Annotated in this window: 22 protein-coding genes and 1 tRNA gene; 7 read left to right on the top strand and 16 right to left on the bottom strand. The window is 41.5% G+C overall.

Features of this window, described 5'->3' with window-relative positions; translation table 11 throughout:
- Nucleotides 1–37: 37 nt before the first annotated feature.
- A complete protein-coding gene (gene tonB / locus SLS51_RS06505) occupies nt 38–718 on the bottom strand; it encodes a TonB system transport protein TonB (protein ID WP_323836617.1) in 681 nt (226 codons plus the stop codon).
- Nucleotides 719–819: 101 nt separating this feature from the next.
- Nucleotides 820–1002 carry a YciY family protein gene (locus tag SLS51_RS06510; RefSeq protein WP_323836619.1) on the bottom strand — a complete coding sequence of 61 codons (183 nt, stop codon included), beginning with the start codon at nt 1000–1002 and terminating at the stop codon, nt 820–822.
- Nucleotides 1003–1373: 371 nt separating this feature from the next.
- Here SLS51_RS06510 and cls point away from each other — a divergent pair, with 371 nt between their 5' ends.
- Nucleotides 1374–2834 (top strand): cardiolipin synthase, encoded by a 1461-nt coding sequence (gene cls / locus SLS51_RS06515; protein WP_323836621.1) that lies wholly within the window; start codon nt 1374–1376, stop codon nt 2832–2834.
- 112 nt (nt 2835–2946) lie between these two features.
- Entirely contained in the window at nt 2947–3276 is a 330-nt protein-coding gene (locus tag SLS51_RS06520) for an HI1450 family dsDNA-mimic protein (RefSeq protein WP_323836824.1), read from the top strand.
- A 138-nt stretch (nt 3277–3414) separates the two neighbouring features.
- On the opposite strand, the gene oppF is transcribed toward SLS51_RS06520, so the two are convergent.
- From oppF to SLS51_RS06555, 7 genes are all read right to left on the bottom strand, one after another.
- Complete coding sequence (gene oppF / locus SLS51_RS06525; protein WP_323836623.1) at nt 3415–4416, bottom strand: murein tripeptide/oligopeptide ABC transporter ATP binding protein OppF; 1002 nt, start codon at nt 4414–4416, stop codon at nt 3415–3417.
- Nucleotides 4413–5411: an ABC transporter ATP-binding protein gene (locus tag SLS51_RS06530; protein WP_112893871.1), complete on the bottom strand. Its 999-nt coding sequence runs from the start codon at nt 5409–5411 to the stop codon at nt 4413–4415. The genes oppF and SLS51_RS06530 overlap by 4 nt, the downstream gene beginning before the upstream one ends.
- Before the next feature lie 9 nt (nt 5412–5420).
- Entirely contained in the window at nt 5421–6329 is a 909-nt protein-coding gene (gene oppC, locus SLS51_RS06535; RefSeq protein ID WP_323836626.1) for an oligopeptide ABC transporter permease OppC, read from the bottom strand.
- Between the two features lie 14 nt (nt 6330–6343).
- On the bottom strand, nt 6344–7264 hold the full coding sequence (gene oppB, locus SLS51_RS06540; RefSeq protein WP_011146715.1) for an oligopeptide ABC transporter permease OppB: 921 nt from the start codon (nt 7262–7264) through the stop codon (nt 6344–6346).
- A gap of 84 nt (nt 7265–7348) precedes the next feature.
- The gene (oppA, locus tag SLS51_RS06545) at nt 7349–8989 is read right to left on the bottom strand and encodes an oligopeptide ABC transporter substrate-binding protein OppA (protein WP_323836628.1); all 1641 of its coding nucleotides are present in this window, start codon (nt 8987–8989) and stop codon (nt 7349–7351) included.
- A 139-nt stretch (nt 8990–9128) separates the two neighbouring features.
- Nucleotides 9129–10766, bottom strand: coding sequence for an ABC transporter substrate-binding protein (locus tag SLS51_RS06550; RefSeq protein ID WP_323836630.1), 1638 nt, complete (start codon nt 10764–10766; stop codon nt 9129–9131).
- Between the two features lie 554 nt (nt 10767–11320).
- Complete coding sequence (locus tag SLS51_RS06555) at nt 11321–11965, bottom strand: YchE family NAAT transporter (protein WP_323836632.1); 645 nt, start codon at nt 11963–11965, stop codon at nt 11321–11323.
- A gap of 411 nt (nt 11966–12376) precedes the next feature.
- Here SLS51_RS06555 and adhE point away from each other — a divergent pair, with 411 nt between their 5' ends.
- Nucleotides 12377–15010 (top strand): bifunctional acetaldehyde-CoA/alcohol dehydrogenase, encoded by a 2634-nt coding sequence (adhE, locus tag SLS51_RS06560; RefSeq protein WP_323836634.1) that lies wholly within the window; start codon nt 12377–12379, stop codon nt 15008–15010.
- Nucleotides 15011–15148: 138 nt separating this feature from the next.
- On the opposite strand, the gene SLS51_RS06565 is transcribed toward adhE, so the two are convergent.
- Nucleotides 15149–15754 carry a thymidine kinase gene (locus SLS51_RS06565; RefSeq protein ID WP_323836636.1) on the bottom strand — a complete coding sequence of 202 codons (606 nt, stop codon included), beginning with the start codon at nt 15752–15754 and terminating at the stop codon, nt 15149–15151.
- 645 nt (nt 15755–16399) lie between these two features.
- Here SLS51_RS06565 and hns point away from each other — a divergent pair.
- Nucleotides 16400–16804, top strand: a complete 405-nt coding sequence (gene hns / locus SLS51_RS06570) for a histone-like nucleoid-structuring protein H-NS (protein WP_323836638.1) — start codon at nt 16400–16402, stop codon at nt 16802–16804.
- Between the two features lie 299 nt (nt 16805–17103).
- Here hns and SLS51_RS06575 read toward each other — a convergent pair whose 3' ends face one another.
- The 4 genes from SLS51_RS06575 to rssB form a co-directional block, all read right to left on the bottom strand.
- Nucleotides 17104–18117 carry an NAD-dependent epimerase gene (locus SLS51_RS06575; RefSeq protein ID WP_323836640.1) on the bottom strand — a complete coding sequence of 338 codons (1014 nt, stop codon included), beginning with the start codon at nt 18115–18117 and terminating at the stop codon, nt 17104–17106.
- An 8-nt stretch (nt 18118–18125) separates the two neighbouring features.
- Nucleotides 18126–19469, bottom strand: a complete 1344-nt coding sequence (locus tag SLS51_RS06580; protein WP_323836642.1) for a UDP-glucose dehydrogenase family protein — start codon at nt 19467–19469, stop codon at nt 18126–18128.
- Nucleotides 19470–19491: 22 nt separating this feature from the next.
- Nucleotides 19492–20439, bottom strand: coding sequence for a UTP--glucose-1-phosphate uridylyltransferase GalU (gene galU / locus SLS51_RS06585; protein WP_323836644.1), 948 nt, complete (start codon nt 20437–20439; stop codon nt 19492–19494).
- Between the two features lie 386 nt (nt 20440–20825).
- Nucleotides 20826–21851, bottom strand: a complete 1026-nt coding sequence (rssB, locus tag SLS51_RS06590; protein ID WP_323836645.1) for a two-component system response regulator RssB — start codon at nt 21849–21851, stop codon at nt 20826–20828.
- Nucleotides 21852–22009: 158 nt separating this feature from the next.
- On the opposite strand from rssB, the gene SLS51_RS06595 reads away from it, so the two are divergent.
- A complete protein-coding gene (locus SLS51_RS06595) occupies nt 22010–22471 on the top strand; it encodes a YchJ family protein (protein ID WP_323836647.1) in 462 nt (153 codons plus the stop codon).
- A 45-nt stretch (nt 22472–22516) separates the two neighbouring features.
- A complete protein-coding gene (purU, locus tag SLS51_RS06600; RefSeq protein WP_323836649.1) occupies nt 22517–23365 on the top strand; it encodes a formyltetrahydrofolate deformylase in 849 nt (282 codons plus the stop codon).
- A 430-nt stretch (nt 23366–23795) separates the two neighbouring features.
- Here the strand turns inward: purU and SLS51_RS06605 are convergent, their stop codons facing one another.
- Both SLS51_RS06605 and SLS51_RS06610 read right to left on the bottom strand, forming a co-directional pair.
- Nucleotides 23796–24209, bottom strand: coding sequence for a type II toxin-antitoxin system HicB family antitoxin (locus SLS51_RS06605; protein ID WP_011146729.1), 414 nt, complete (start codon nt 24207–24209; stop codon nt 23796–23798).
- A 58-nt stretch (nt 24210–24267) separates the two neighbouring features.
- Nucleotides 24268–24447, bottom strand: coding sequence for a type II toxin-antitoxin system HicA family toxin (locus SLS51_RS06610; protein ID WP_323836651.1), 180 nt, complete (start codon nt 24445–24447; stop codon nt 24268–24270).
- Between the two features lie 279 nt (nt 24448–24726).
- On the opposite strand from SLS51_RS06610, the gene SLS51_RS06615 reads away from it, so the two are divergent.
- Nucleotides 24727–24811 (top strand) — tRNA-Tyr (locus tag SLS51_RS06615).
- The last annotated feature ends 246 nt before the right edge of the window (nt 24812–25057 follow it).

The following is a 25057-nucleotide window of genomic DNA, read 5'->3' on the forward strand; positions in this document are numbered from 1 at the left end:
ATAATGCTCCTTTTTTATTTGTATTTCCCCGACAATATCAGGATTGAGATATACCCGTAATTTTAAATTCGACGGTTGTGATATAACCAAGCGCGGGTATTTTTTCAAAGCGCCATTTTCTCATCGCTTTTTTCACCTCCCTTTCAAAAACATTGGGTGGATTAGCACCAATCACTTCTATATTTTTTACCCGTCCGTCTTCATCAATATCATATTTGACTTTCACATAACCTTCGGTGCCCAAGGCTGAAGCTCTGGATGGGTAGACAGGTAATGCTTTACTTAATGCTCTTGGCCCATTCTGCGGTTTAACCACCGGTTTATTCTGATTATTATCAGTACGGTTAGCTAATGCATTCTGATTAAACAACGGCTTTTCCGGTTGTTCAGCCCTCTTTTCAACGGGTTCAGATTGCTTTTTAACAACCTTTTTCTTCACTTCCGGTTTCGGCTTCTTCACCTCTGGTTTTGGCATTACCGGCTCTGGAACAGGTTCCGGCTCCTCTGGCTCTGACTCAGGTTCAGGCGCTGCTGGCTCTGAAACAGGCGCTTCTTCGGCAGCTAACTGAATCATAGCAACAGACATAAGTGCAGCATCAGGCTGCTTTTCCGATATTGCAGAACAAAAAAGTGCGGCAGCAACAGAAACGTGTAAACAAACTGACAACAATATTGGCCAATGTATCCAGCGCATAAGGGAATTCTTGATTAGCAGCATAAAGTCAATCCTCGAATGACTGCTAGTTTAAATGCAAATAGCAATCATATTCAATAAAGATTGTAGGTGAGCGTGAATATAAGGCCAAAAATATTATTTTTTCAATGTATCCATTCGCCATGCTGAACAAACAATAAAGCTCGACGCTGTTTATAACCACCTAATTTACGTAATGAATAAATACGCAAATTACGTCTTGATTGCCCTTCCAACCAACGGCGACGGCGGTTGAGATTCTGGCGTAACATCCGCCACCGCCCTACTTCATTCCGACTACGTTTCATAAAATCTACCTATAAAAACATCACGCTCATTATAAGCCTTTAAAAAAGATATCCAAGGCGTATCTGGATAGTACTTTTTGTATCAATAATGCGAAATGACCAATATCAAGTATGATGCTTGCAGTATATTTGCCGATTTTTTGGTAAATTCACCAAGTTAATGAGATCGTTTATACCCTATGGATTTCAAGTTGCATCGCGACGGCAAGGGAGCGAATCCCCGGGAGCATAGATAAACTATGTGACCGGGGTGAGAGAGTGCAGCCAACAAAGAGGCAGCTTGAAAGATAACGGGTATATACCCTAGTCTTGAGGAAACCGCGTTAAACGCCACCAAAGATGTCTGAACAAAACAGGATTGATTGCCGAATATGACAACCTTTTATTCCGTCCTAAGTTGGCTTGCTATTTTCTTTTATTGGCTGATTGTTGCCAGTATCACCTTACGCATTCTGATAAAACGCCGGCCGGTCACTTCTGCCATGACCTGGCTGCTGATTATCTATATCCTTCCCTTAGTTGGAATCATCGCTTACCTGTCATTTGGTGAGCTGCATTTGGGAAAACGCAGAGTTGAACAAGCAAAAGCCATGTGGCCTTCAACAACCGTATGGCTTGAAGAATTGCGCAAATCTCGTCATATCTTCGCGACAGAAAATAGCGAAGTCGCGACACCACTATTCCAGCTTTGCGAACGACGGCAAGGGCTGGCGGGTGTTAAAGGTAACAAGATCCAACTACTGAAAACCTATGACCATTCACTAAAAACCATTATCAAAGATATTGAGAATGCCAAACACAGTATTGATATGGTGTTTTACATCTGGCAAACCGGCGGCTTGGTTGAACAAGTGACAGATGCTCTGATGGCCGCAGCACACCGAGGAGTCAGATGCCGTATTATGGTGGATTCAGCCGGTAGCTGGTTATATTGCCGTAGCCAATACCCGGATATCATGCGCCAGGCGGGAATTGAATTTGTTGAAGCTTTGCAAGTCAATATATTCCGTCTATTTCTACGCCGTATGGATCTGCGCCAGCATCGTAAAATTATCTTGATAGACGATTATATCTCTTATGCCGGCAGTATGAATATGGTCGATCCACGCTTTTTTAAACAAGATGCCGGTGTTGGGCAATGGATCGATATCATGGTACGAATGGAAGGGCCGGTTACCACAACTATGGGGGTTATTTACGCTTGTGACTGGGAAATGGAAACAGGTCAACGTATCTTTCCGCCATCACCAGATAACAATATTATGCCATTTGAACAGGCCAGTGGGCACACAACTCAGGTTATTGCATCCGGCCCCGGATTCCCTGAGGAATTGATTCAACAATCTTTAATGACGGCTATTTTCTCTGCCCGTAAACAACTGATTTTAACTACCCCTTATTTTGTTCCCAGTGATGACCTGACAAATGCTATTTGCACCGCGGCCTTACGAGGAGTTGAAGTTATTATTATCGTTCCACGCAGAAATAATTTCTTTTTAGTTCGTTGGGCAAGCCGGGCATTTTTTGCTGAACTATTAAACGCCGGTGTTAAGATTTATCAATTTGAAGATGGATTGCTACATACCAAAAGCGTTTTAGTTGATGGCCAACTCAGCATGGTGGGTTCCGTTAATCTCGATATGCGTAGTCTGTGGCTAAATTTCGAAATTACCGTGGTGATTGATGATGAAAACTTTGGTAATGATCTAACGCTGGTGCAATACGATTACATCGCCCATTCCACATTGCTGGAAACCAGTGAGTGGGAACAACGCCCTTTGTGGCATCGGATTATTGAGCGCATTTGTTACTTTTTTAGTCCGCTATTGTGACCAATACCCTCGTCTTGTAAAGACGGGGGTACCAATCAATGCTTCATCATGCTTTAATTCCCTCATCATGACCCACGAATAAATCAATATGGACAACAGATCCTCACAAGCTATGGATTTAGACCTCAATAACCGAATGACAGAAGATGAAACCCTTGAGAAAGCCTATGACATCTTTCTCGAACTGGCTTCGTTCAACCTTGACCCCGCGGATATTCTGCTATTTAGCTTGCAATTCGAAATACGTGGCGGTGCAGAATTACTGCCCCCTTCTGATGAGTGGCTTGAACGCGTGGATTTCAATCCAACCCCTGATTTCTTTGCCGAAGTCATTATCGGGCTAGCAGAATCTGAAGATGCTGAGATCAACGATGTTTTTGCCCGCATCCTTATTTGTCGAGAAAAATCTCACCCGATTTACCATATTTTGTGGAAAGAGTGAAAAATTAAAGTTAGTTATTTTGATCTGCTCTTTTTTCTGCAAAAAGTGAGAGCGACCCGTTTTAATGCAGGTCTGAATCCTGATATAAAACCCCAAAAGTCACTCTCACATTGAATATCTTATAAAGTTCCTCAATAACTACAATGGATCAACCTTCAAACAAGACACGGCATGACGGAAACTTCCCTCCATCAATGGCCGTGTTTTAGCACATTCAGGATCTGCCATTGGGCAACGCGTACGGAAAACACATCCTGATGGCGGGTTGATAGGTGACGGTAATTCACCTTCCAACAATTCAATGTGCTTATTTCGTTCTTTATCTGGATCAGGCACCGGTACCGCCGACATCAACGCTTTGGTGTAAGGATGTTGTGGATTATGGTAAACCTCATCATAAGTGCCCAATTCCACAGCATGCCCAAGGTACATCACCAATACACGGTCAGATATGTGTTTAACCACCGCCAGATCATGAGCGATAAAAATCAGCGACAGCCCCATGTCCCGTTGTAATTTTTGCAACAAGTTAACGACCTGAGCCTGAATGGATACATCAAGTGCAGATACCGGCTCATCACAAATCACCAATTTAGGTTCAAGGATAAGCGCACGAGCAATTCCAATACGCTGACATTGACCACCAGAGAATTCGTGCGGATAACGGTTAATCAAATTCGGTAATAACCCGACCTTCATCATCATGGCTTTTACCCGCTCTTTAATTTCCAGCCCTTTCATCTTTGGATGATAAGTGCGCAGTGGCTCAGCGATAATATCGCCAATCGTCATTCGCGGGTTCAAGGATGCTAATGGATCTTGGAATATCATCTGGATATCACTACGAATATCCCGCCACTGTTTATCATCCATATCCAGCAGGCTTTTCCCCAACCACGTTACCGAACCACCGGAAGACTTAACCAATCCGATAATTGCACGCGCAAAAGTCGATTTACCGCAACCGGATTCACCAACCACACCAAGGGTTTCCCCTTCGTATAATCTTAATGTGACACCATCAACCGCTTTCAAGGTTTTTGTTGGTTGCCAAAACCATTGTTTGCCATCTTTGATATCAAAGTGAACTTTCAGATCTGCTACTTCCAGCAGCACACGTCTTTCTTCAATCGGACTCATACCAATTCCCCCGGTGCTTTAAAACAAGCTCGCAAACGCCCGTTGCCAAATGTCTCTAACCTTGGTTCACAATTTACACAACGATCTACTGAAAACTGGCAGCGTGGCTGGAACGGACACCCTTTCGGCAACCGTAATAAGTTAGGTGGATTTCCGGGAATGGTCGTCAACGATGCTTCATCACCATCAAGACGTGGAACAGCATTAAGCAAGCCAATAGAATAAGGATGGGTTGGTTGATAAAACACTTCACGGGCCGAACCATATTCCATCGTTCTCCCTGCATACATCACCAACACTTTGTCACAAATACCAGCAACCACCCCTAAATCGTGAGTAATCATAATAATTGCAGTATTAAATTCCCGTTTCAGCTCATTCAGTAAAGTCATAATCTGAGCCTGAACCGTGACATCAAGTGCGGTTGTCGGTTCGTCAGCAATAAGCAATTTTGGTCGACATAACAACGCCATTGCGATCATCACACGCTGACGCATCCCACCAGAAAATTCATGAGGGTACATCCGCATTCGCTTAAGTGCTTCTGGCATTTTGACGGCATCCAGCATCCGTATCGATTCAAGGTATGCTTCACTTTTACTCATATGCTTATGCAACATCAATACTTCTGTAAGCTGATCGCCGATACGCATATAGGGATTGAGAGATGTCATTGGGTCCTGAAATATCATTGATATCTCTTCTGCTCTCATGCGGTTAAGCGCTTTCTCTTCAAGGTTAAGAATTTCCCTGCCATTAAAAATAGCGGAACCACCAATTTTGCCGTTTCTGGCCAGTAGCCCCATCAAAGCGAAAGCGGTTTGTGATTTGCCAGAACCCGATTCACCCACAATGCCTAGTGTTTCCCCTGCTCGTAAATCAAAATTCAGCTTGTTCACCGCTGTAACATCCCCATCTGGGGTACTAAAAGTCACGTCCAACTCTTTAACAATTAACAACGGCTCAGAACTTTTCTGGTTTCTAACGCTGTCCATGTTACCTCCTTAACGATCTTTCGGATCGAGGGCATCACGCAAGCCATCGCCGATAAAGTTAAAACAAAACAGTGTCACCACCAGAAAACCGGCGGGAAACATCAGCAACCACGGGGAAACTTCCATCGAATTCGCACCATCACTTAACAATGCGCCCCAACTGCTTAACGGCTCTTGAGTTCCCAATCCCAGAAAACTAAGAAATGATTCAAACAGAATCATGCTTGGCACCAATAAAGAGGCATAAACCACCACCACTCCCAACACATTAGGGACAATATGGCGCAGCACAATATGACGGGTTGGCACACCACACACCAACGCCGCCTCAATAAACTCCTTACGTTTCAAGCTCAGTGTCTGACCGCGGACAATACGCGCCATATCCAGCCATGACACCATACCGATGGCGATAAATATCAGAAAAATATTCTGTCCGAAGAAGGTCACCAGCAGGATCACAAAGAACATAAATGGAAATGAGTTTAAAATTTCCAACATACGCATCATGACTGAATCTATTTTTCCGCCCATATAGCCGGATAATGATCCATATAAGGTCCCGACGACGACCGCCACCAAAGCGGCTGCCACCCCAACCATCAATGAAATGCGCCCCCCAATGGCAACACGCACCAGCAAATCACGACCGGAAGAATCGGTACCAAAATAGTGACCAGATTCAAAATCAGGCCGCATCGACATCATGGCCCAGTCAGTATCGTCATAAGTAAATTGAGCTAACATCGGTGCCAAGATCACAAACAAGGTAATCAAAGATAACAAACACAAACTGGTAATCGCTGCCCGGTTGTGAATAAAACGACGTCGTGCATCCTGCCACAAACTACGGCCTTCAATTTCTAATTGCTCAGAGAAATTTTCCAGAGCTTCGCTATTTTGTTTATTAACTATCATTGCGTGCTCCAGTCTTAATAACGAATCTTCGGATCGATAACAGCGTACAATACATCAACAATCGCATTGAACAGAATCGTTAAGCTACCAACTAAAATAGTCAGACTTAACACCAACGAATAGTCACGGTTCAATGCACCATTAACAAACAACTGCCCTATTCCCGGTAACCCGAAGATCGTTTCAATCACCATTGAGCCGGTAAGAATGCCGACAAAAGCAGGCCCCATATAAGAGATAACCGGTAATAATGCGGGCTTTAAAGCATGGCGGAAAATAATGATGCGCAATGGCAACCCTTTAGCTCGCGCAGTACGAATAAAGTTAGAGTGCAGCACTTCTATCATTGAACTCCGGGTAATACGGGAGATACTGGCGATATAAGCCAAAGACAATGCCACCATCGGCAAAATCATATATTTAGGCGCACCGCCATTCCAGCCTCCTCCCGGTAGCCATTTAAGATGAATAGCGAACCCCAGCACCAGTAACGGTGCCACGACAAACCCCGGGATAACAACCCCCGTCATGGCGAACCCCATAACCGTATAATCCCATTTGGTATTTTGATTAAGTGCCGCAATAACCCCGGCGCTGACCCCCAAGACAACCGCCATGATAAATGCCGAGACGCCTAATTTAGCCGATACTGGAAACGCTGTTGCCACGAGATCGTTAACAGAGTAGTCCTTATATTTAAAAGAGGGCCCAAAATCTCCTTTAGTGAGTTGAATTAAGTAATCAAAATATTGTTTATAAATTGGATCATTCAGATGATATTTCGCTTCAATATTTGCCAGCACTTCTGGTGGCAATTTCCGTTCACCGGTAAATGGGCTGCCCGGCGCTAACCGCATCATGAAAAACGAAATAGTGATAAGGATAAAAAGTGTCGGGATCGCCTCTAAACAACGGCGTAAAATAAATTTAAGCATCGCCCGTTCCTATGTGTTGGCCCTCAACCCTGGCCTTAAAATAATTTGACCCTAAAGCAGCCCTCTCCGGGCTGCTTTAAAACGTTAGTGTTTGATAATATAAAAATCTTTGGTGTGTAAATTATCCAAAGGATCTTTCCCTGTATAGCCACCAACATAGGGCTTCACTAACCGGGTATTCACATAGTAATAGAGAGGGACAATAGCCGAATCTTTATCTAACTGCGCTTCTGCTTGCTGGTAAACAGCAGCACGCTCATCATCTGTTGCCACTTTCAGAGATTGTTTCATCAGTTTATCAAACTCATCACTCTTATAATGAGCCGTGTTATTACTACTGTAAGAAAGCATTGAATTCAGGAATGAAGAAGGTTCGTTGTAATCGGCACACCAGCCAGCACGGGCTACGTCATAATTCCCTTGATGTCGAGTATCAAGGAAAGTTTTCCACTCTTGGTTTTCTAAACGAACATCAGCACCTAAATTTTTCTTCCAAACAGAAGATACCGCGATTGCAATTTTTTTATGTAGATCAGAGGTGTTATAAAGCAAGTTAAACTTCAGTGGATTATCTTTAGTATAACCGGCTTCCGCCAGTAATTTTTTGGCTTCCTGGTTGCGCTGTTCCTGACTCCAACCAGTAAACCACACCGGTTTCATCTCTTTCATACCATCAGTCACCGGCGGTGTATAACCGGAAGCCGGGATATCACCCTGTGCTTTTACTTTATTGGTCACAATGTCGCGGTCCATAGCCAATTTCAGTGCGGTACGAACGCGGGGATCATTAAATGGGGGTTTTTCGTTATTAATTTCGTAGTAATAAGTACATAAAAGTGGGCTAATGCGTAATTCGTCCGGGATCTCTTTTTTCAGCTTCTGGAATAGCTCAATCGGTAAATTGGTATAAGTCATATCAATTTCACCACTGCGATAACGGTTTACATCCGTGACCTCTGACGAAATTGGCAGGAAAGTAACCTGATCAATAACGGTATTTTTGTTATCCCAATATGTTGGGCTGCGCTCCATCACAATACGTTCGTTAACTACCCAATTTTTCAGTTTATAAGCCCCATTACCGACAAAATTCTGTGACTGAGTCCATTTTTCGCCATATTTTTCTACCGTCGCTTTATGCACCGGTGACATTGAAGAGTGAGCCAAAAGCCTTGGTAGATAAGGAACCGCTTCGCTCAATGTAAGCTGCAATGTATAGTCATCCAGCGCCTTTACTCCCAGAGCATCTGGTTTCTTTTTACCACTGATGATGTCATCAATATTGGTGATATGGGCATACTGGAGGTAACTTTCATAGGGAGAAGCAGTATTAGGATCGGCCAGACGTTGCCAACTGTAAACAAAATCATGTGCTGTGACAGGGTCACCATTAGACCACTTGGAATCTTTACGCATATGGAATGTCCAGACGGTGAAGTCTTTATTTTCCCAACTGGTCGCAGAACCCGGTAAAATTTCGCCATTCGGACCAACGATGACGACCCCTTCAAACAGATCGCGGGCCAAATGTGATTCTGGTACTCCTTCAATCTTATGCGGGTCTAACGATTGCGGTTCAGAGCCGTTATTACGGACTAAAACCTGTTTATCAGCTAATTGAACACCATCAGGCACTTTTGCAGCAAAGACCTGACTTGCCATTACTATACTCAGTGCAGCGCTGATGCTGACAGTAAGTAGTCTCTTTTTCGTTGTGTTTATCATCTTTTTCTACTCCAATTTTATACCGTCAGATTTGTTATCAGCCTGACGGCCCAGAAATAAGGGGTGGATTACTACCCGCATACAAAAGGAACGATTTTGTTTGCAGGATCTCAGTAACTCTTTTGAATAAAGCGACTGTCTAATTTTTTATCCTATACAGTCGCTTAATATCCATATAATCCAATGGGTCTTTCCCTGAAAACCCTCCCACTGATGGGCTAACTAGCCGTACACTCACCCGGTAATAAACGGGAATCAGCACCGAGTCTTTATCCAATTGAAACTCGGCTTGTTGGTATAATTTCTTACGCTCAATAGCATCCTTAGCAATTAGTGCCTGTTCCAGATAGCTATCAAAATTTTTATTTTGATAGAAAGTCGTGTTATTGCTGCTGTCTGACAACAACATGTTTAAAAATGCTGTAGGTTCATTGTAGTCAGCACACCAGGTTGCTCTGGTCACCTCATAATTCCCTTGATGGCGGCTTTCAAGGGAGGTTTTCCATTCCTGATTCTGCAAAATCACCTCCGCTCCCAGATTCTTTTTCCACATGGAAGCGGCAGCAATAGCCTGCTGTTTATTTTGCTCAGAGGTGTTGTACAACAAGGTGAACTTCAATGGATTCGCCTGATTGAAACCGGCTTGGGCTAACAATTCTTTGGCGCGTTTATTGCGCTGTTCCTGTGTCCAATTAGCCCATTCTGGCTTAACAAAATCGCCACCACCGATAAATATTGGCGTGAAACCATAAGCCGGTATTTGCCCCTGCCCCATAATTTTCCCCGCGATAATATCCCGGTCGAGACTTAATTTGACGGCTTCTCGAACTCTAACATCAGTAAACGGCGGTTTTTTATTGTTAATTTCGTAATAAAACGTACAAAGATAAGGACTGACACGAACCTGTTCAGGGAGCTCTTTTTTCATTTTCTGATACAGAGTCGGCGGAATGGCGCTGTTGGTGATATTTACCTCTCCACTACGATAGCGGTTAATATCACTGGTTTCGGATTGAAGGGGTAAAAGAGTCGCTTGATCAATAACTGTTTTTGCATTGTTCCAATATCGCGGGTTGCGTTCGATCACTATCCGCTCATTGACCACCCACTCTTTTAACAGATACGCCCCATTACCGACATAATTTTCTGGCAGCGTCCATTTATTGCCCAACTTTTCAACTACATCCTTTTTCACCGGTTTCATTGCCGTATGGCTGAGCATACTGACGAAATAAGGCACAGGATGCGTCAGAGTCACCTCTAAACGATGATCATCCAGCGCTTTTACACCCAACTGATCAGGCGATTTTTTACCCTTTAGAACATCACTAATATTTTCAACGTAAGCATATTGAAGATAGCTGGCATAAGGTGAACCCACTTTTGGGTCAGCTAACCGTTGCCAGCTATAGACAAAATCGTGGGCAGTGACAGGCGTTCCATCACTCCATTTAGCATTATCACGCAGGTAAAAAGTCCATACCCTGTAATCCTGATTTTCCCAATGGGCCGCAACACCTGGCACAACTTCCCCCTCGGAGCCTGTACTCACTAGCCCTTCCAGGAGATTAAGAATAATGTTGCTTTCTGGAACACCTTCGACTTTATGTGGATCAAGCGAAGCAACTTCTGCGCCATTATTAATAATAATCTGCTGTTTATCCGCAAGTTTCACACCATCTGGAAGTTCAGCGGCAGACACGGCTGTAACAGAAAACGCCGATAATAAAAATATACAGGAAATAAACTTATGTAATTTTAATCGTTTGATCTTCATTTTTTACCTCCAGTTTGATGGACCGGTTCATTCCACATATCCCATCAAGGCCGGTATCTTCACATTATTTAACCCAAAGTAACGGATTAAATATTAAAGGCAACTTATCATACCAATTGTTAAAATATCGCTCCCATATTGCAAAAATCATCCTTACAAACAACTTAGTACAACTTATTACATTAATTGATAAAATATCCCAAAATTCATTACAACTAATTGATATGTATAACATTATCAACTTAAAACTTAACTAAAATAGTAAACAAAGCTAGACTAAAGATGAAAATAAACATAATTTTAACAAATTGCAATCAATGCAAATTAAAAACCTACATTCATCACAAAACAGTGGTGGAAGCAACCAGTTACACATTGAACTAGCAGGAAAGAATAATTTAGAAAAATATTGGGTTATTTGTATAAAATTCAGGAAGTACCGGTAAAAGAAGGGAGAAAAGCCTATGAAATAGGCTTTATAATAAAGATGATAAGAATATTATAATTTGTAATTTCACCAGAAAGAGAGCTAACACCTTTTATCGTAAATCATATCAAAGCAACCCTGGGAATAGCGCTCTGATCCCCGTCACAATCAGTTCAATCCCCAAAGACATCAATAGCAGCCCCATAATTCGGGTGATAACGTTAATGCCTGTTTGCCCAAGATATTTGACGACTAAAGGTGCAGATCGAAATAATAACCAACAGCAAAAAGCAAACAACGCGCTGGTAAGCACCAACCCAATAAAATTCTGCCATCCCTGATAACGAGAACTCCAGACAATACAAGAACTGATTGCACCGGGACCTGCCATTAACGGCAATGCCAGCGGCACCACACCAACACTTTCTCTAACGGCTGTTTCTGATTTTTCCTGCTTATTCTGTTTGTCCTCTCCAAGTTTACCGTTAATCATCGACATCGCGATGGTCACAACCAAAATCCCACCGGCAATACGAAAAGAGTCAATGGAAATGCCAAACATACGCAGTATCGAGTCACCTAACAGCAAAGCTGTCCATAAAATGATGGCAACAGAAATATTAGCAATAAAGTTAGTTCTATTACGCGCCGATTGGGCTTGGTAGTGAGTCATACTGATAAAAACCGGCAAAATACCAACAGGATTGACCAGTGCAAACAGCCCAACAAAAAACTTAATGTAACCAGGCAGATCCAGCAGTAAGTCACCCACGAAGAACCTCTATTGAGTTACGCTGTGTTGTTAAAAACATCCTCATGATTGCTCTCCCAAAGATCATATAAAACTTAATTTTTTCTTCACTTTATACTGGCGAAGTTCCCTTTTCCATCAACCACAACGCTTTTTTTAATTTAAAATATCTTATATAACAAGTTGTTAACCCGATATTTTTATTAGATTAAAAATTCAACCTTTTAACGCTATTTACAACCCAATCAATAATAATTATCACTGACCCAAGCTGAAAGGAATCAGCTTGGGAATTTATGTGATTAAGATCAATATATATTTAATACCAAATGGTAACCTGTAGTTACCAAAAAATCACCCAATTAAATGGTCTAAAAAATACTTATTCATTGATATTAAAGGGTTTTTAATATTTTCCAGGAGTACTTCTTTATGACTGTAACTCATGTTACTGAACTGAACGAACTCGTTGCTCGGGTAAAAAAAGCACAACGTGAATTTGCTAACTTTTCTCAGGAGCAAGTTGACAAAATCTTCCGCGCAGCGGCCCTTGCAGCGGCAGATGCACGTATCCCTTTAGCAAAATTAGCTGTAGCAGAATCCGGTATGGGTATTGTCGAAGACAAAGTAATCAAAAACCACTTTGCTTCTGAATATATCTATAACGCTTATAAAGATGAGAAAACCTGCGGCATTTTATCTGAAGACAAAACATTCGGCACCATCACTATCGCCGAGCCTATTGGCTTAATCTGCGGTATCGTGCCAACCACCAATCCAACATCTACCGCTATTTTTAAGGCCCTCATCAGCCTAAAAACCCGTAACGGCATTATTCTCTCACCCCACCCACGCGCCAAAAAAGCAACAACCAAAGCAGCAGAATTGGTTCTATCCGCTGCGGTTGCCGCTGGTGCGCCAAAAGATATTATTGGCTGGATTGATGAACCCTCCGTTGAACTTTCCAATGCACTGATGCACCACCAAGACATCAATCTCATCCTGGCGACCGGTGGTCCAGGTATGGTAAAAGCGGCTTACAGCTCTGGTAAGCCCGCAATCGGCGTCGGTGCCGGTAACACCCCGGTTGTCATTGATGAATCAGCTGATATTAAACGTGCTGTTGCATCTATTCTGATGTCTAAAACCTTTGACAACGGCGTCATCTGCGCTTCAGAACAATCCGTTATCGTGGTGGATGCAGTTTATGATCAAGTGCGTAAACGTTTCTTTACTCATGGCGGTTATCTGTTACAAGGCAAGGAACTGCAAGCTGTTCAAGATATCATTCTGAAAAACGGTAGTCTAAATGCGGAAATTGTTGGTCAATCTGCAACAAAAATTGCCGAAATGGCAGGCATTAATGTTCCAGAAAGGACCAAGATCTTGATTGGAGAAGTGAGTTTAACTGATGAAGCAGAACCCTTTGCTCACGAAAAATTGTCTCCACTGCTCGCTATGTATCGTGGTAATAGCTTTGAAGATGCCGTAGAAAAGGCAGAAAAATTGGTTGAAATGGGCGGAATTGGTCACACTTCCTGCTTGTATACCGATCAGGACAATCAGGCGGCACGAATCCAGTATTTCGGCGATAAAATGAAAACAGCGCGTATTCTCGTGAATACTCCTGCTTCTCAGGGCGGTATCGGTGATCTCTACAACTTCAAGCTTGCCCCATCTCTGACACTAGGTTGCGGCTCTTGGGGAGGAAATTCCATCTCTGAAAATGTAGGGCCCAAACATCTCATCAATACCAAAACCGTGGCGAAAAGAGCAGAAAATATGCTGTGGCATAAACTTCCGAAATCAATTTACTTCCGTCGCGGCTCCCTGCCTGTGGCATTAGAAGAAATTGCAACCGACGGTGCAAAACGCGCTTTTATCGTAACAGACCGTTTTTTATTTAATCATGGTTATGCTGATCAAGTCACTGATGTGCTGAAATCCCACGGGATAGAAACAGAAGTTTTCTTTGAAGTTGAAGCAGACCCTACCCTAAGCACTGTTCGTAAGGGTGCGGAACAAATGCACTCATTCAAACCGGACATCATTATTGCCCTAGGGGGAGGGTCCCCAATGGACGCGGCCAAAATTATGTGGGTGATGTATGAACACCCAGAAACTCATTTCGAAGAGCTAGCTCTACGATTTATGGATATCCGTAAACGCATCTATAGATTCCCCAAAATGGGGGTTAAAGCGAAAATGGTCGCCATTACCACAACTTCCGGCACAGGTTCTGAAGTGACACCATTTGCGGTTGTCACTGATGATGCAACCGGTCAGAAATATCCACTGGCTGATTATGAATTGACGCCTAATATCGCTATCGTTGATGCCAATCTAGTCATGGATATGCCGAAATCACTCTGTGCTTTTGGTGGGATAGATGCCATCACTCACGCTTTGGAAGCTTATGTATCAGTCTTAGCAAACGAATACTCTGACGGACAAGCACTGCAAGCGCTAAAACTACTAAAAGAGTTCCTCCCAACCAGCTATCATGAAGGGGCCACTAACCCAGTTGCCCGTGAACGGGTTCACAATGCAGCAACTATTGCAGGGATTGCATTTGCTAATGCCTTCTTGGGGGTATGCCACTCTATGGCGCATAAACTGGGTTCTGAGTTCCATATCCCACATGGCCTGGCTAACGCATTGCTGATTTGTAATGTTATTCGTTATAACGCTAATGATAACCCAACCAAACAGACTGCATTCAGTCAATATGATCGCCCACAGGCCCGCCGTCGTTACGCTGAAATTGCCGATCATCTCGGTTTATCGGCTACTGGTGACCATACTGCCACAAAAATTGAAAAGCTGTTAGCCTGGCTGAAAGCGCTCAAATCTGAGCTAGGTATCCCGACATCTATCCGTGAAGCGGGCATTCAAGAAGCTGACTTCCTGGCAAAAATTGATAAGTTATCTGAAGATGCCTTCGACGACCAATGTACCGGTGCTAACCCACGCTACCCACTAATTTCCGAACTGAAACAATTGCTGTTGGATTCATACTATGGACGAGAATTCACAGAAGCCGTTGCAACAGAAAAAAGCCAATAAGAACAAATTTATTAACTGATTAAATACCACTTAAGGGTGCTAATATCAGCACCCTTTAACTTACCGCCGCTCTATTTTTAATATCTTAATACAAACTCTCAAAACGGACATCCGACCGCTTCACAGAAAGTCTCTCCATTACACGCTGTCTTTTCTGTTTTTCCTCGCCTCACTAATCGCATCCATATAGTGCTTACGGCAAACAGACACATATTTTTCATTGCCACCGATATCAACTTGTTCGCCATCATAAATGGCCGCACCTTCGCTATCAAAACGTAATACACGGTTCGCTTTGCGTCCACAATAGCAAATAGTTTTCAATTCAACTAACTTATCAGCCCACGCTAGAAGATACTGGCTACCATTGAAAAGCTCGCCTCTGAAATCAGTTCTCAGCCCATAACAAAGAACCGGAATATCATCATAGTCGGTCACCTTACATATCTGTTCAATCTGTGCTTTCGTGAGAAAATGGCACTCATCAATAAGCACACAATGCACTTTTGCCTGCTTATTTTCATTTCTGATCAACTCACCAATATCTGTCTGTTGACTAAACAGAAGCGCATCAGAAGATAATCCAATCCGAGAATTGACTTTTCCATTTTCAAACCGGGTGTCAATTTCCGCGGTAAAAACCAGCGTTCTCATCCCTCTTTCATTATAGTTATAAGAAGATTGCAACAAAGATGTCGATTTTCCAGCATTCATTGCGGAGTAATAAAAATAAAGTTGAGCCATCAACCCTGCCCCTTAACAAAATTTATAAAGCCATATAGTCAGATGAGTTTACCATAAACTTGAGTCGTGATTATCCATCTCAGTAAGCTGCACGGGTTGATATACCGAAGTATTTAGCTTAGTGATGTCTTAATGATTCATGACAACCATCACACCAACCGAGTAATAAAGCGCATTTGAATGACAAATGTTCATGCTTAAATTAAAAAATGAAAGCCAGACTGATTTGTTGCATATCGTATGCAAATTAATAATGTGCGTGATTTACTTCTAGAAAACGGTAACAGTAAATCAGCGATAACTCATGGATTAGTCATAAGTTTTTTTTAACTTAGTATTATTCTGCTTTATCAGGTATGATAAGAAACAGTTAAAATTACTTACCGATTTAGTATATACCTGGTTTATAAATTAGAGAGATTATCATGTCACCTCTTTGTTAAAGGTACCCTGAACATGTTATTGTGGAATGACAATCGAAATAGTTGTATAAAAAGCGCTATATAACTTTTGTAAAGAAATTACGTTTAAAAAAAAAGAGCTATTTTATCGGAATATGAGAAATTGACTATTGCAGAAAATAAAATAGCATTCTATTATTATATCCACATCAGCCATCATCATTAATAATTTGAGACCAGGACAATGAGCGATTTAAAAACCCTAAATAACATCCGTACTTTACGAGCCCAAGCAAGAGAATGCCAACTTGAGTTCTTAGATGAAATACTTGAAAAACTGACCGTCGTTGTTGAAGAACGTCGTGAAGAAGAAAGTCAGGTACAAGCTGAATTAGAGGAACGTACACGTAAATTGGAAGAAGTTCGTAAAATGATTCTTGACCAAGGAATTGATCCAAGCGAATTGCTTCAGACAATGAGCGCCGGCAAATCTGCTGGTAAAGCAAAACGTCCCGCACGTCCAGCTAAATACCAATATGTTGATACAAACGGTGAAACTAAAACTTGGACTGGCCAAGGACGTACACCTGCTGTTATCAAAAAAGCAATTGAAGATGAAGGAAAAACACTGGAAAGTTTCTTGCTCTAATTCATTGTTTTTCAAGTTAATTTAATTAAAAACACCCTTTTAAAATAGAAGGGTGTTTTTATTATGAAACAACTTAGCTGACAAAAGAATTAACGCCTATCGTAGTAAGCAAGATAAGTATCCTTGAGAAGAATTTAGTCAAGTTGCCCGTTTTTTGTATCATTTCTTTATGGCAAAGCAAGGCTAGTTACTCACTTAGCCAATGCCTAGATAAATTAATAATCAAACAGGCACAACTATTTACTTCTCTCTGGTCACGGTCGTTGATTCAATAGATAAGGAGCCAACGGCTCCTTATCTTATTTAGAGTTATGATAGAAACTCAAATACCACTCTACAAACTGCTTCACACCCTGCTTCACAGATGTATTTGGGGCAAACCCTATTGTTTGGAAAATGTCACTTGAATCAGCACAGGTCGACAGAACATCACCATCTTGCATGGGCATAAAATTTTTCTTAGCCCGAATGCCTAATGATTCTTCTATTGCTTCAATAAAATCACCTAGTCTAGTTGGTTGACCATTACCAATATTATAAATACAGTAAGGGGCGGAACTGGCAGATATTTGCCCATCTTCAACCACCCAGCTCTCATTTGGTGTGGGAATGATCTCTTGCAATCTGATTATTGATTCAACGATATCATCTATATACGTAAAATCTCTCACCATATTACCGTGGTTATAAACATCAATAGGCTGCCCTGATAACATAGCCTTGGTGAACTTAAATAAAGCCATATCAGGACGTCCCCACGGACCATATACTGTAAAGAAGCGCAAACCTGTCGTCGGCAACTGATAAAGATGAGAGTAACTGTGAGACATTAATTCATCTGATTTTTTCGTGGCCGCATATAGTGAAACTGGATGATCAACCGAATCGTTTGTAGAAAACGGTTGCTTTCTATTTAATCCATAAACAGAACTAGAAGAAGAATATAATAAATGCTCAACATTATTGTAACGGCAACCTTCCAAAATATTGATATGCCCTATTATATTCGAATCAATGTAAGCCATTGGGTTTTGCAACGAATAGCGAACACCCGCCTGAGCCCCCAGATGGATAACCCGCTGAAATTGGTGTCGCGAAAAAAGATCGGGAATGGCTATTCTGTCAGCTAAATCTAGCTTTTCAAATTTAAAACCTGACTTATCAAATAATAGATCTAACCGTGCTTGTTTGAGACTCACATCATAATAGTCATTAAGGTTGTCGATACCCACAACCTCATGCCCCATTTGCAATAATCTCTGGCTCACATGAAAGCCAATAAAACCAGCAGCACCTGTGACTAAGAATTTCATTGTATTACTCAGATAACCGGATTAATGGAAGCACCACGACCAATCCCATAATAAGTAAAACCTCGGGATTGCAGGCGTTCAGGATCATAGAGATTCCGGCCATCAAAGATAACCGGCGTTTTGAGAGACTCTTTAATGACATCAAAATCTGGCGCACGAAAACTTTGCCATTCAGTACAAATGATCAAGGCATCGGCTCCCTTAAGCGCGGCTTCTTTAGTCCCCATCAATAATAAATCATCACGCTGACCATAAATACGCTGAGCTTCCTGCATCGCCTCAGGATCGTAAGCCTGTATTTTGGCTCCGGCCTGCCATAATGCTTCCATCAAAACACGGCTTGATGCTTCACGCATATCATCGGTATTTGGTTTGAACGATAATCCCCAGACAGAAAATGTCTTACCGGATAAATTTTCACCGAAATGGCGCGTTACAAAAGAAGGCAATTTATGCTTTTGCAGTTCATTCACTTGCTCCACAGCACGAAGAATTTTAGGTTGATAACCAATTTGCTCTGCGGTACGAATTAACGCCTGCACATCTTTCGGGAAACATGAACCACCATAACCACAGCCTGGATAGATAAAATGGTAGCCAATACGGGAATCAGAACCAATTCCTTGACGAACATGCTCAATATCAGCGCCAAGCATTTCAGCTAAATTAGATATCTCATTCATGAAACTGATTTTTGTTGCCAACATACAGTTAGCAGCATACTTTGTCAGTTCTGCGCTACGGATATCCATCACAATCATACGATCATGATTACGGTTAAATGGTTCATACAATTCATGCATTAGGTCAACGACTCTTTCATTGTCACACCCAATAATAATCCGCTCAGGACGCATACAATCTGCAACAGCCGCGCCTTCTTTAAGGAACTCAGGGTTAGAAACCACATCGAATGGAATATCAATATTACGTTGACCCAGAGTCTCATTAACAACGGCATTAACTTTATCTGCGGTACCAACAGGAACTGTAGATTTATCGATAATCACCTTATAGCTATCCATATGTTCGGCAATAGTACGAGCAACCGCTGTCACATACTTCAAATCTGCTGAACCATCTTCATCTGGAGGAGTACCGACAGCAATAAATTGCAATTTACCGTGTGCAACACCCGCCTTTGCATCTGTACTAAAATTCAGACGGCCTTCTTCATAATTTTTTTTCACCAGTGGCGCTAATCCAGGTTCAAAAATGGGAATTTGACCGTTTTCCAAATTTTCAACTTTATTTGCATCTATATCAATACAAAGAACATTATGACCGACTTCAGCTAAAACCGCCGCCTGAACCAAGCCAACATAACCAATCCCAAACACCGTAACTTTCATATAATCCCTAAATTCCGTAAAATTATTCTTTAACCCGATCCTGCAACGCCGCTAACCAATCCGTAAATTCTTTGCCCAAAGCATGATGTTTCATACCATACTGGACAAATGCCTGCATATAACCAAGCTTATTACCGCAATCATGGCTTACACCCTGCAAATGATAGGCTTCCACAGGTTCCCTTTCTATTAACATCGCGATCGCATCAGTAAGTTGAATTTCATCACCGGCACCGGGTGCTGTTTTTGCTAATAATGGCCAAATTTTCTCGGACAATACGTAACGGCCAACAATAGAAAGATTTGATGGTGCTTCTTTCGGTTTAGGTTTTTCAACCACACGCTTAATGAGTTTGCTGTCACCGGGTTGAAGATTTTCCCCCTGACAATCGACAATACCATAACTAGAAACTTCTTCATGAGGTACAGGTTCTACTAATATTTGACTCGCGCCCGTTTCATTATACCGAACCAACATTTCGCTCAGATTATATTTAGTTAGATCTGTACTGTATTCATCAAGAATAACATCAGGCAGTATCACAGCAAAAGGTTCATCACCGATTAAAGGCTTGGCACATAACACCGCATGCCCTAATCCTTTAGCAATTCCCTGACGAGTTTGCATAATGGTGACATGACTTGGACAAATAGATTGAACTTCGTCCAATAACTGACGCTTCACCCTTTTTTCAAGGATAGCTTCTAACTCAAAACTGGTATCAAAATGGTTTTCAATTGAATTTTTTGATGAATGAGTCACCAAGATAATTTCATTAATGCCAGCGGCAATACATTCATTGACAACATACTGAATAAGAGGTTTATCTACTAAAGGCAACATCTCTTTAGGAATTGCTTTCGTCGCAGGTAACATCCTCGTTCCCAAGCCCGCGACTGGAATAACGGCTTTCTTTACTATTTTTTCCACCGATGGTCTTTCCACTGATGGTTCGTTTACTAATGGCATTAACCTTTCTCCCGATGTTTTTTGGCTGAAACAAATCCGTCCAAAATCAGTGCCAATTCTTTAATAAGTCATCACTATTACTGATTATTTTGTGTCAATAAACCGCGCGCGCAAACAGCACGCAGGAACCAATGCATACAAAAGTTCACTGCTTCGCTCACCCTTCTGACCACTCAAAAAGTTATCACTTTTATCTGAGCAGTGCTAAATCCGCTCTTTGTAGCAAAGAGCGGCAAATAAAATAGCCTGATTAGATAGACTTCCAAGCATAATAGGCGGAGTATACCAGCTAATTCTCTTCGATAAACATCACCATTCTGTTTAATTACATTACCGTGACTTGATGTTTAAAATCCATTTTAAACAAAATTCCACCTTGGTAATATTCACCCAGAATATATTGAAGAAAGCATCAGATTTATTTGACTATTTGTATTCCAAATCCGACATTGCCATTCAGCACTCTGAGAACAAACTTGGTTCGAACAAATCGTTCTCAATGTCCCAAGAGGAACACCACTGTCTAATTGGATTTGGCGATTACCCGACTTAATACTGGCATGTAACCCTGCGGAAGTGAGCAAAACCGTTTTATTGACGGTATGGTAATACCCAAGTAGCAACGGAAATTGCCCTTGTAACCCTGCACCTTCCAGTAAGTTATTAATTCTATTTAGAATACCTGCCATATTGGGTAAACGCCGGGAATGGTGGATGATATGCTCTTGTAACAAACTGTTAAATATGACTCTAAGTAATAGTGCTGAAATCACACCATACTCTTTTGAACGGCTGATATCTAGACAATAAAAAGCTAATTCATTGTCAGATAATGCCGCCATATCGAGAATTAATCCTGGTTTATCAATCATATTTAATTTTCGGTAATTGACTTTACAGTGGGCAATCACTTGAGAAACTGGGGGTTGCAACTGCTTAAGCATATTTAATGCTTCATCTGAATTATGCTTTAGAGTTAACCAATCTTTATTCAAGTTATTCTGTTCAATCGCACCAGACATAAAGACCGTAGGATGTAAATAGGCCAACACCGATTTTTTTATCTCATTAAGATCTGAAACCGGTTTTAATAAAACATCTTTTGCTCCCAAACGAAGCACTTCATCAATTTCGGCCATCTTGTTAGTCGCTGAAATAATAATAACTGGAATGCTAATACCCTCATTCGTCAATTTCGCAATAAATTCAATGCCATTCATAACCGGCATATCTAAATCACATAAAATAAGTTCAACATGAGCTTCGCGTCCTAGCACCTGTAGTGCAACAGCGCCATTAGAGGCGACCAATACCTTCGCGCCCAACGTTCGCAAATACCCTGCCAGCAAAGAACAAAAAACAGGTTCATCCTCCACAATCAAAATTTTTTTGCCTGCCAATGCCTTTTCCATAAATACGCTCCCTTACCTTAATATTGCGACCTTCACCTTTTCTTAGGTACTATCACTCATATTAGTTCAATTAAGTGACTATCATTTGTTCTCTTACGTTTCTTTGCAATAGAAAACCCATAAAAATGGTATTTCACCCTTTACAATTTGGAGTTATTTTGACAGAGCTATGTCCTTGTGGTAGTGGAATAGATTTTGCGGATTGCTGTTCCCCTTATCTCCAAAACATAAAATTTGCCCAAACTGCCGAATCACTGATGCGTTCCCGATATAGTGCCTATGTAAAGCACAACGCCGATTATCTAATGACCAGTTGGCATCCTGACTGCCAGGCTGAAAAGTGGCGTTTAGATATAGAACAGAGTTTTATTGTTACCCAGTGGCTCGGACTCAATGTCATTACAACTGAAAAAGGCGAAAATGATAACGAAGCCTATGTTGAATTTTCAGCTTGCTTTCTTGATCAAAAATCCCAAGATAAGCAACTTATTCATGAGCGTTCACGTTTTCTTCGTATAGACCAGCGTTGGTTCTATATTGACGGCGTAAAACCTCGAATTGGCCGTAATAACCCCTGCCCATGTGGTTCGGGTAAAAAATACAAAAAATGTTGTGGTTAAGGCCCATAAACAGCAAACACAAAATATTTAAGGATAATCCCATCCATGCAGCACCAACATATACAAAAGAAAATTCTACGCACTATTTGCCCTGATGCTAAAGGACTGATCGCCAAAATTACTAATATTTGCTACAAACACCAACTGAATATAGTTCAGAATAATGAATTCGTCGATCATCATACTGGTCGCTTTTTTATGCGTACTGAGCTTGAAGGCATTTTCAATGATGAGACATTGCTTGCTGATTTAGATGATGCACTGCCGGTAGGTTCTCAACGGGAATTACATAGTGCGGGGCGTCGGCGTATTGTCATTATGGTGACAAAAGAAGCGCATTGTCTTGGGGATTTGCTCATGAAAAGCGCTTATGATGGGCTTGATGTTGAAATTGCTGCGGTTATCGGCAACCACGCAACATTACAATCGTTGGTTGAGCAATTTGGCATTCCTTTCCATTTAATTAGTCACGAGGGTTTAACCCGTGAACAACATGATGAAAAACTGATTGCCCAGATTGACCAATACAAACCTGACTACGTGGTATTAGCTAAATACATGCGAGTACTGACACCAGAATTTGTCCAGCATTATCCAAATCAGATTATTAACATTCACCACTCCTTTTTACCTGCATTTATCGGGGCGCGTCCTTATCATCAGGCTTATGAGAGAGGGGTAAAAATCATCGGCGCAACAGCACATTATGTGAATAATAACCTAGATGAAGGTCCAATTATTACTCAGAAGGTCATTAACATAGACCACACATACACGGCTGAAGATATGATGAGAGCGGGCCGGGATGTTGAAAAAAATGTTCTGAGCCATGCTTTATTTTGGGTTCTTGCTCAGCGGGTTTTTGTTTACGGCAACCGTACTGTAATTCTTTGAGGCTGAATTAATTGAGGTCCAAAAACCGCACACGGTAACTTATTTTCAAGCATATGCTTTACAGCGGCAGTTCATTTGATGTGATTCTGGCCGTTGTAAGCAGTAGTGGTGACTTTTCAAAAATGATGAATCATCCTTTCTCCGCCACCAGCAAACAAACCACTTATTTGCTCACAACAAGATCAATAAGGATGGAAAATCGTAAGCGGCTCATCTAAACCGTCTGGTCGGTCCGGCCGTTTCCTCTTAGTAAAGAAAACCGAGAACTTCTGTATTACAAAGGACGTGGTTTTGAAGGAGAGCCGGATTATCCAGTTGAATTTGAAATGTAATCCTTACGTGTAGCATGTACATATACAAGTACAGATTTAAACGCCCTCATTAAATTAAGCCTCATAAAAAATATGAGGCTGATTGATCATCATTATTGCTAAATACTGTTTTGCAATTCATGCAAAGCAGCCACTTGCAAAAAGTGGCTACGATTCTTGTACAAGTTTGGGCTTGCTTTAACTTGATCATCGATTTTCTTTGATAACAAATCAGGCAGAGTGACGTTGAATTTTGTCGATTTACCTAAATATGGTTCAACATCAATGTCAATTACGGCCCATGCCCACCCTGCGTATTCTTCATCTTTGATCCAGTAATCCAATGACTTTGCTTCAGGGGGTAATTGGTTCATTTCGGCCAATAACTCTAAATGCCCAGTAATCGCTTCCTTGGAGTTTTTTATTGCATCCTCCATTGAATCACCCGCCGAGAAACAACCTGATATATCGGGCACAACCACGCCGTAAGCGTGGTTCTCATCACCAATTTCAATCGCAATAGGATATAACACGTTATACTCCTCCAATAATTTTAAGAAATTTGATTAGTGCAGATGCAGATAAGGGGGCTTATAGCCCCGCTTGCTTCTGTATTTTCCTAAGCAACCCCACTTTGATTTCTTGTTTGGGATGTGGAATTGTCAACAAGTCATTACGTCCGGGGTGCTTAAAATGATGATGGCTCCCGTTGATTCTTACCAGCACCCACCCTTTTTTCTCAACTTCTTTGATTAAATCTGCACTTCTCAAATCAACTCCTATCTGTTTAACTTGGTAAAAATCATAACCCCAATAACTCCAAATATCAATAAAAAATAACCTCGATAACCTTATTTAAGGGCGAGGAGCGCAGTGACGAGTCATCCTTTCCCCGCCACCAGCAAACAGACCACTTCTTTGCTCACAACAAGATCAATAAGGATGGAAAATCAGCATATCGTCACTTATTTTTAAATATCTACTTTACAGCGGCGGCTCATTTGGTATGATTCCGGCCACTGTTAGCAACAGTGATATATTTCAAAATCTGGTGGGGTTCCCGAGCGGCCAAAGGGAGCAGACTGTAAATCTGCCGTCACAGACTTCGAAGGTTCGAATCCTTCCCCCACCACCACAAATACCCTTCAAACCTTACAAACAAACCCAATAAGAACATACTCCTCATTTATACCCTTATTTCTCCGAAGACTGACAACCAACAGCAACGCTCCTAAATTACCCATCCTTAACAGTTCCAGAAACTAACTAACATCTTTAAAAAATTCAGTGAAAAGCGCTTACCCAACCTTAACGTACCTACAATTATATTTCTTATCACACCTTTATGTGAAACTTAACATTTCGCAATAATTAACAATAA

Origin of the sequence: Photorhabdus africana (assembly GCF_035181445.1) — a bacterium.
Taxonomy (GTDB): domain Bacteria; phylum Pseudomonadota; class Gammaproteobacteria; order Enterobacterales; family Enterobacteriaceae; genus Photorhabdus; species Photorhabdus laumondii.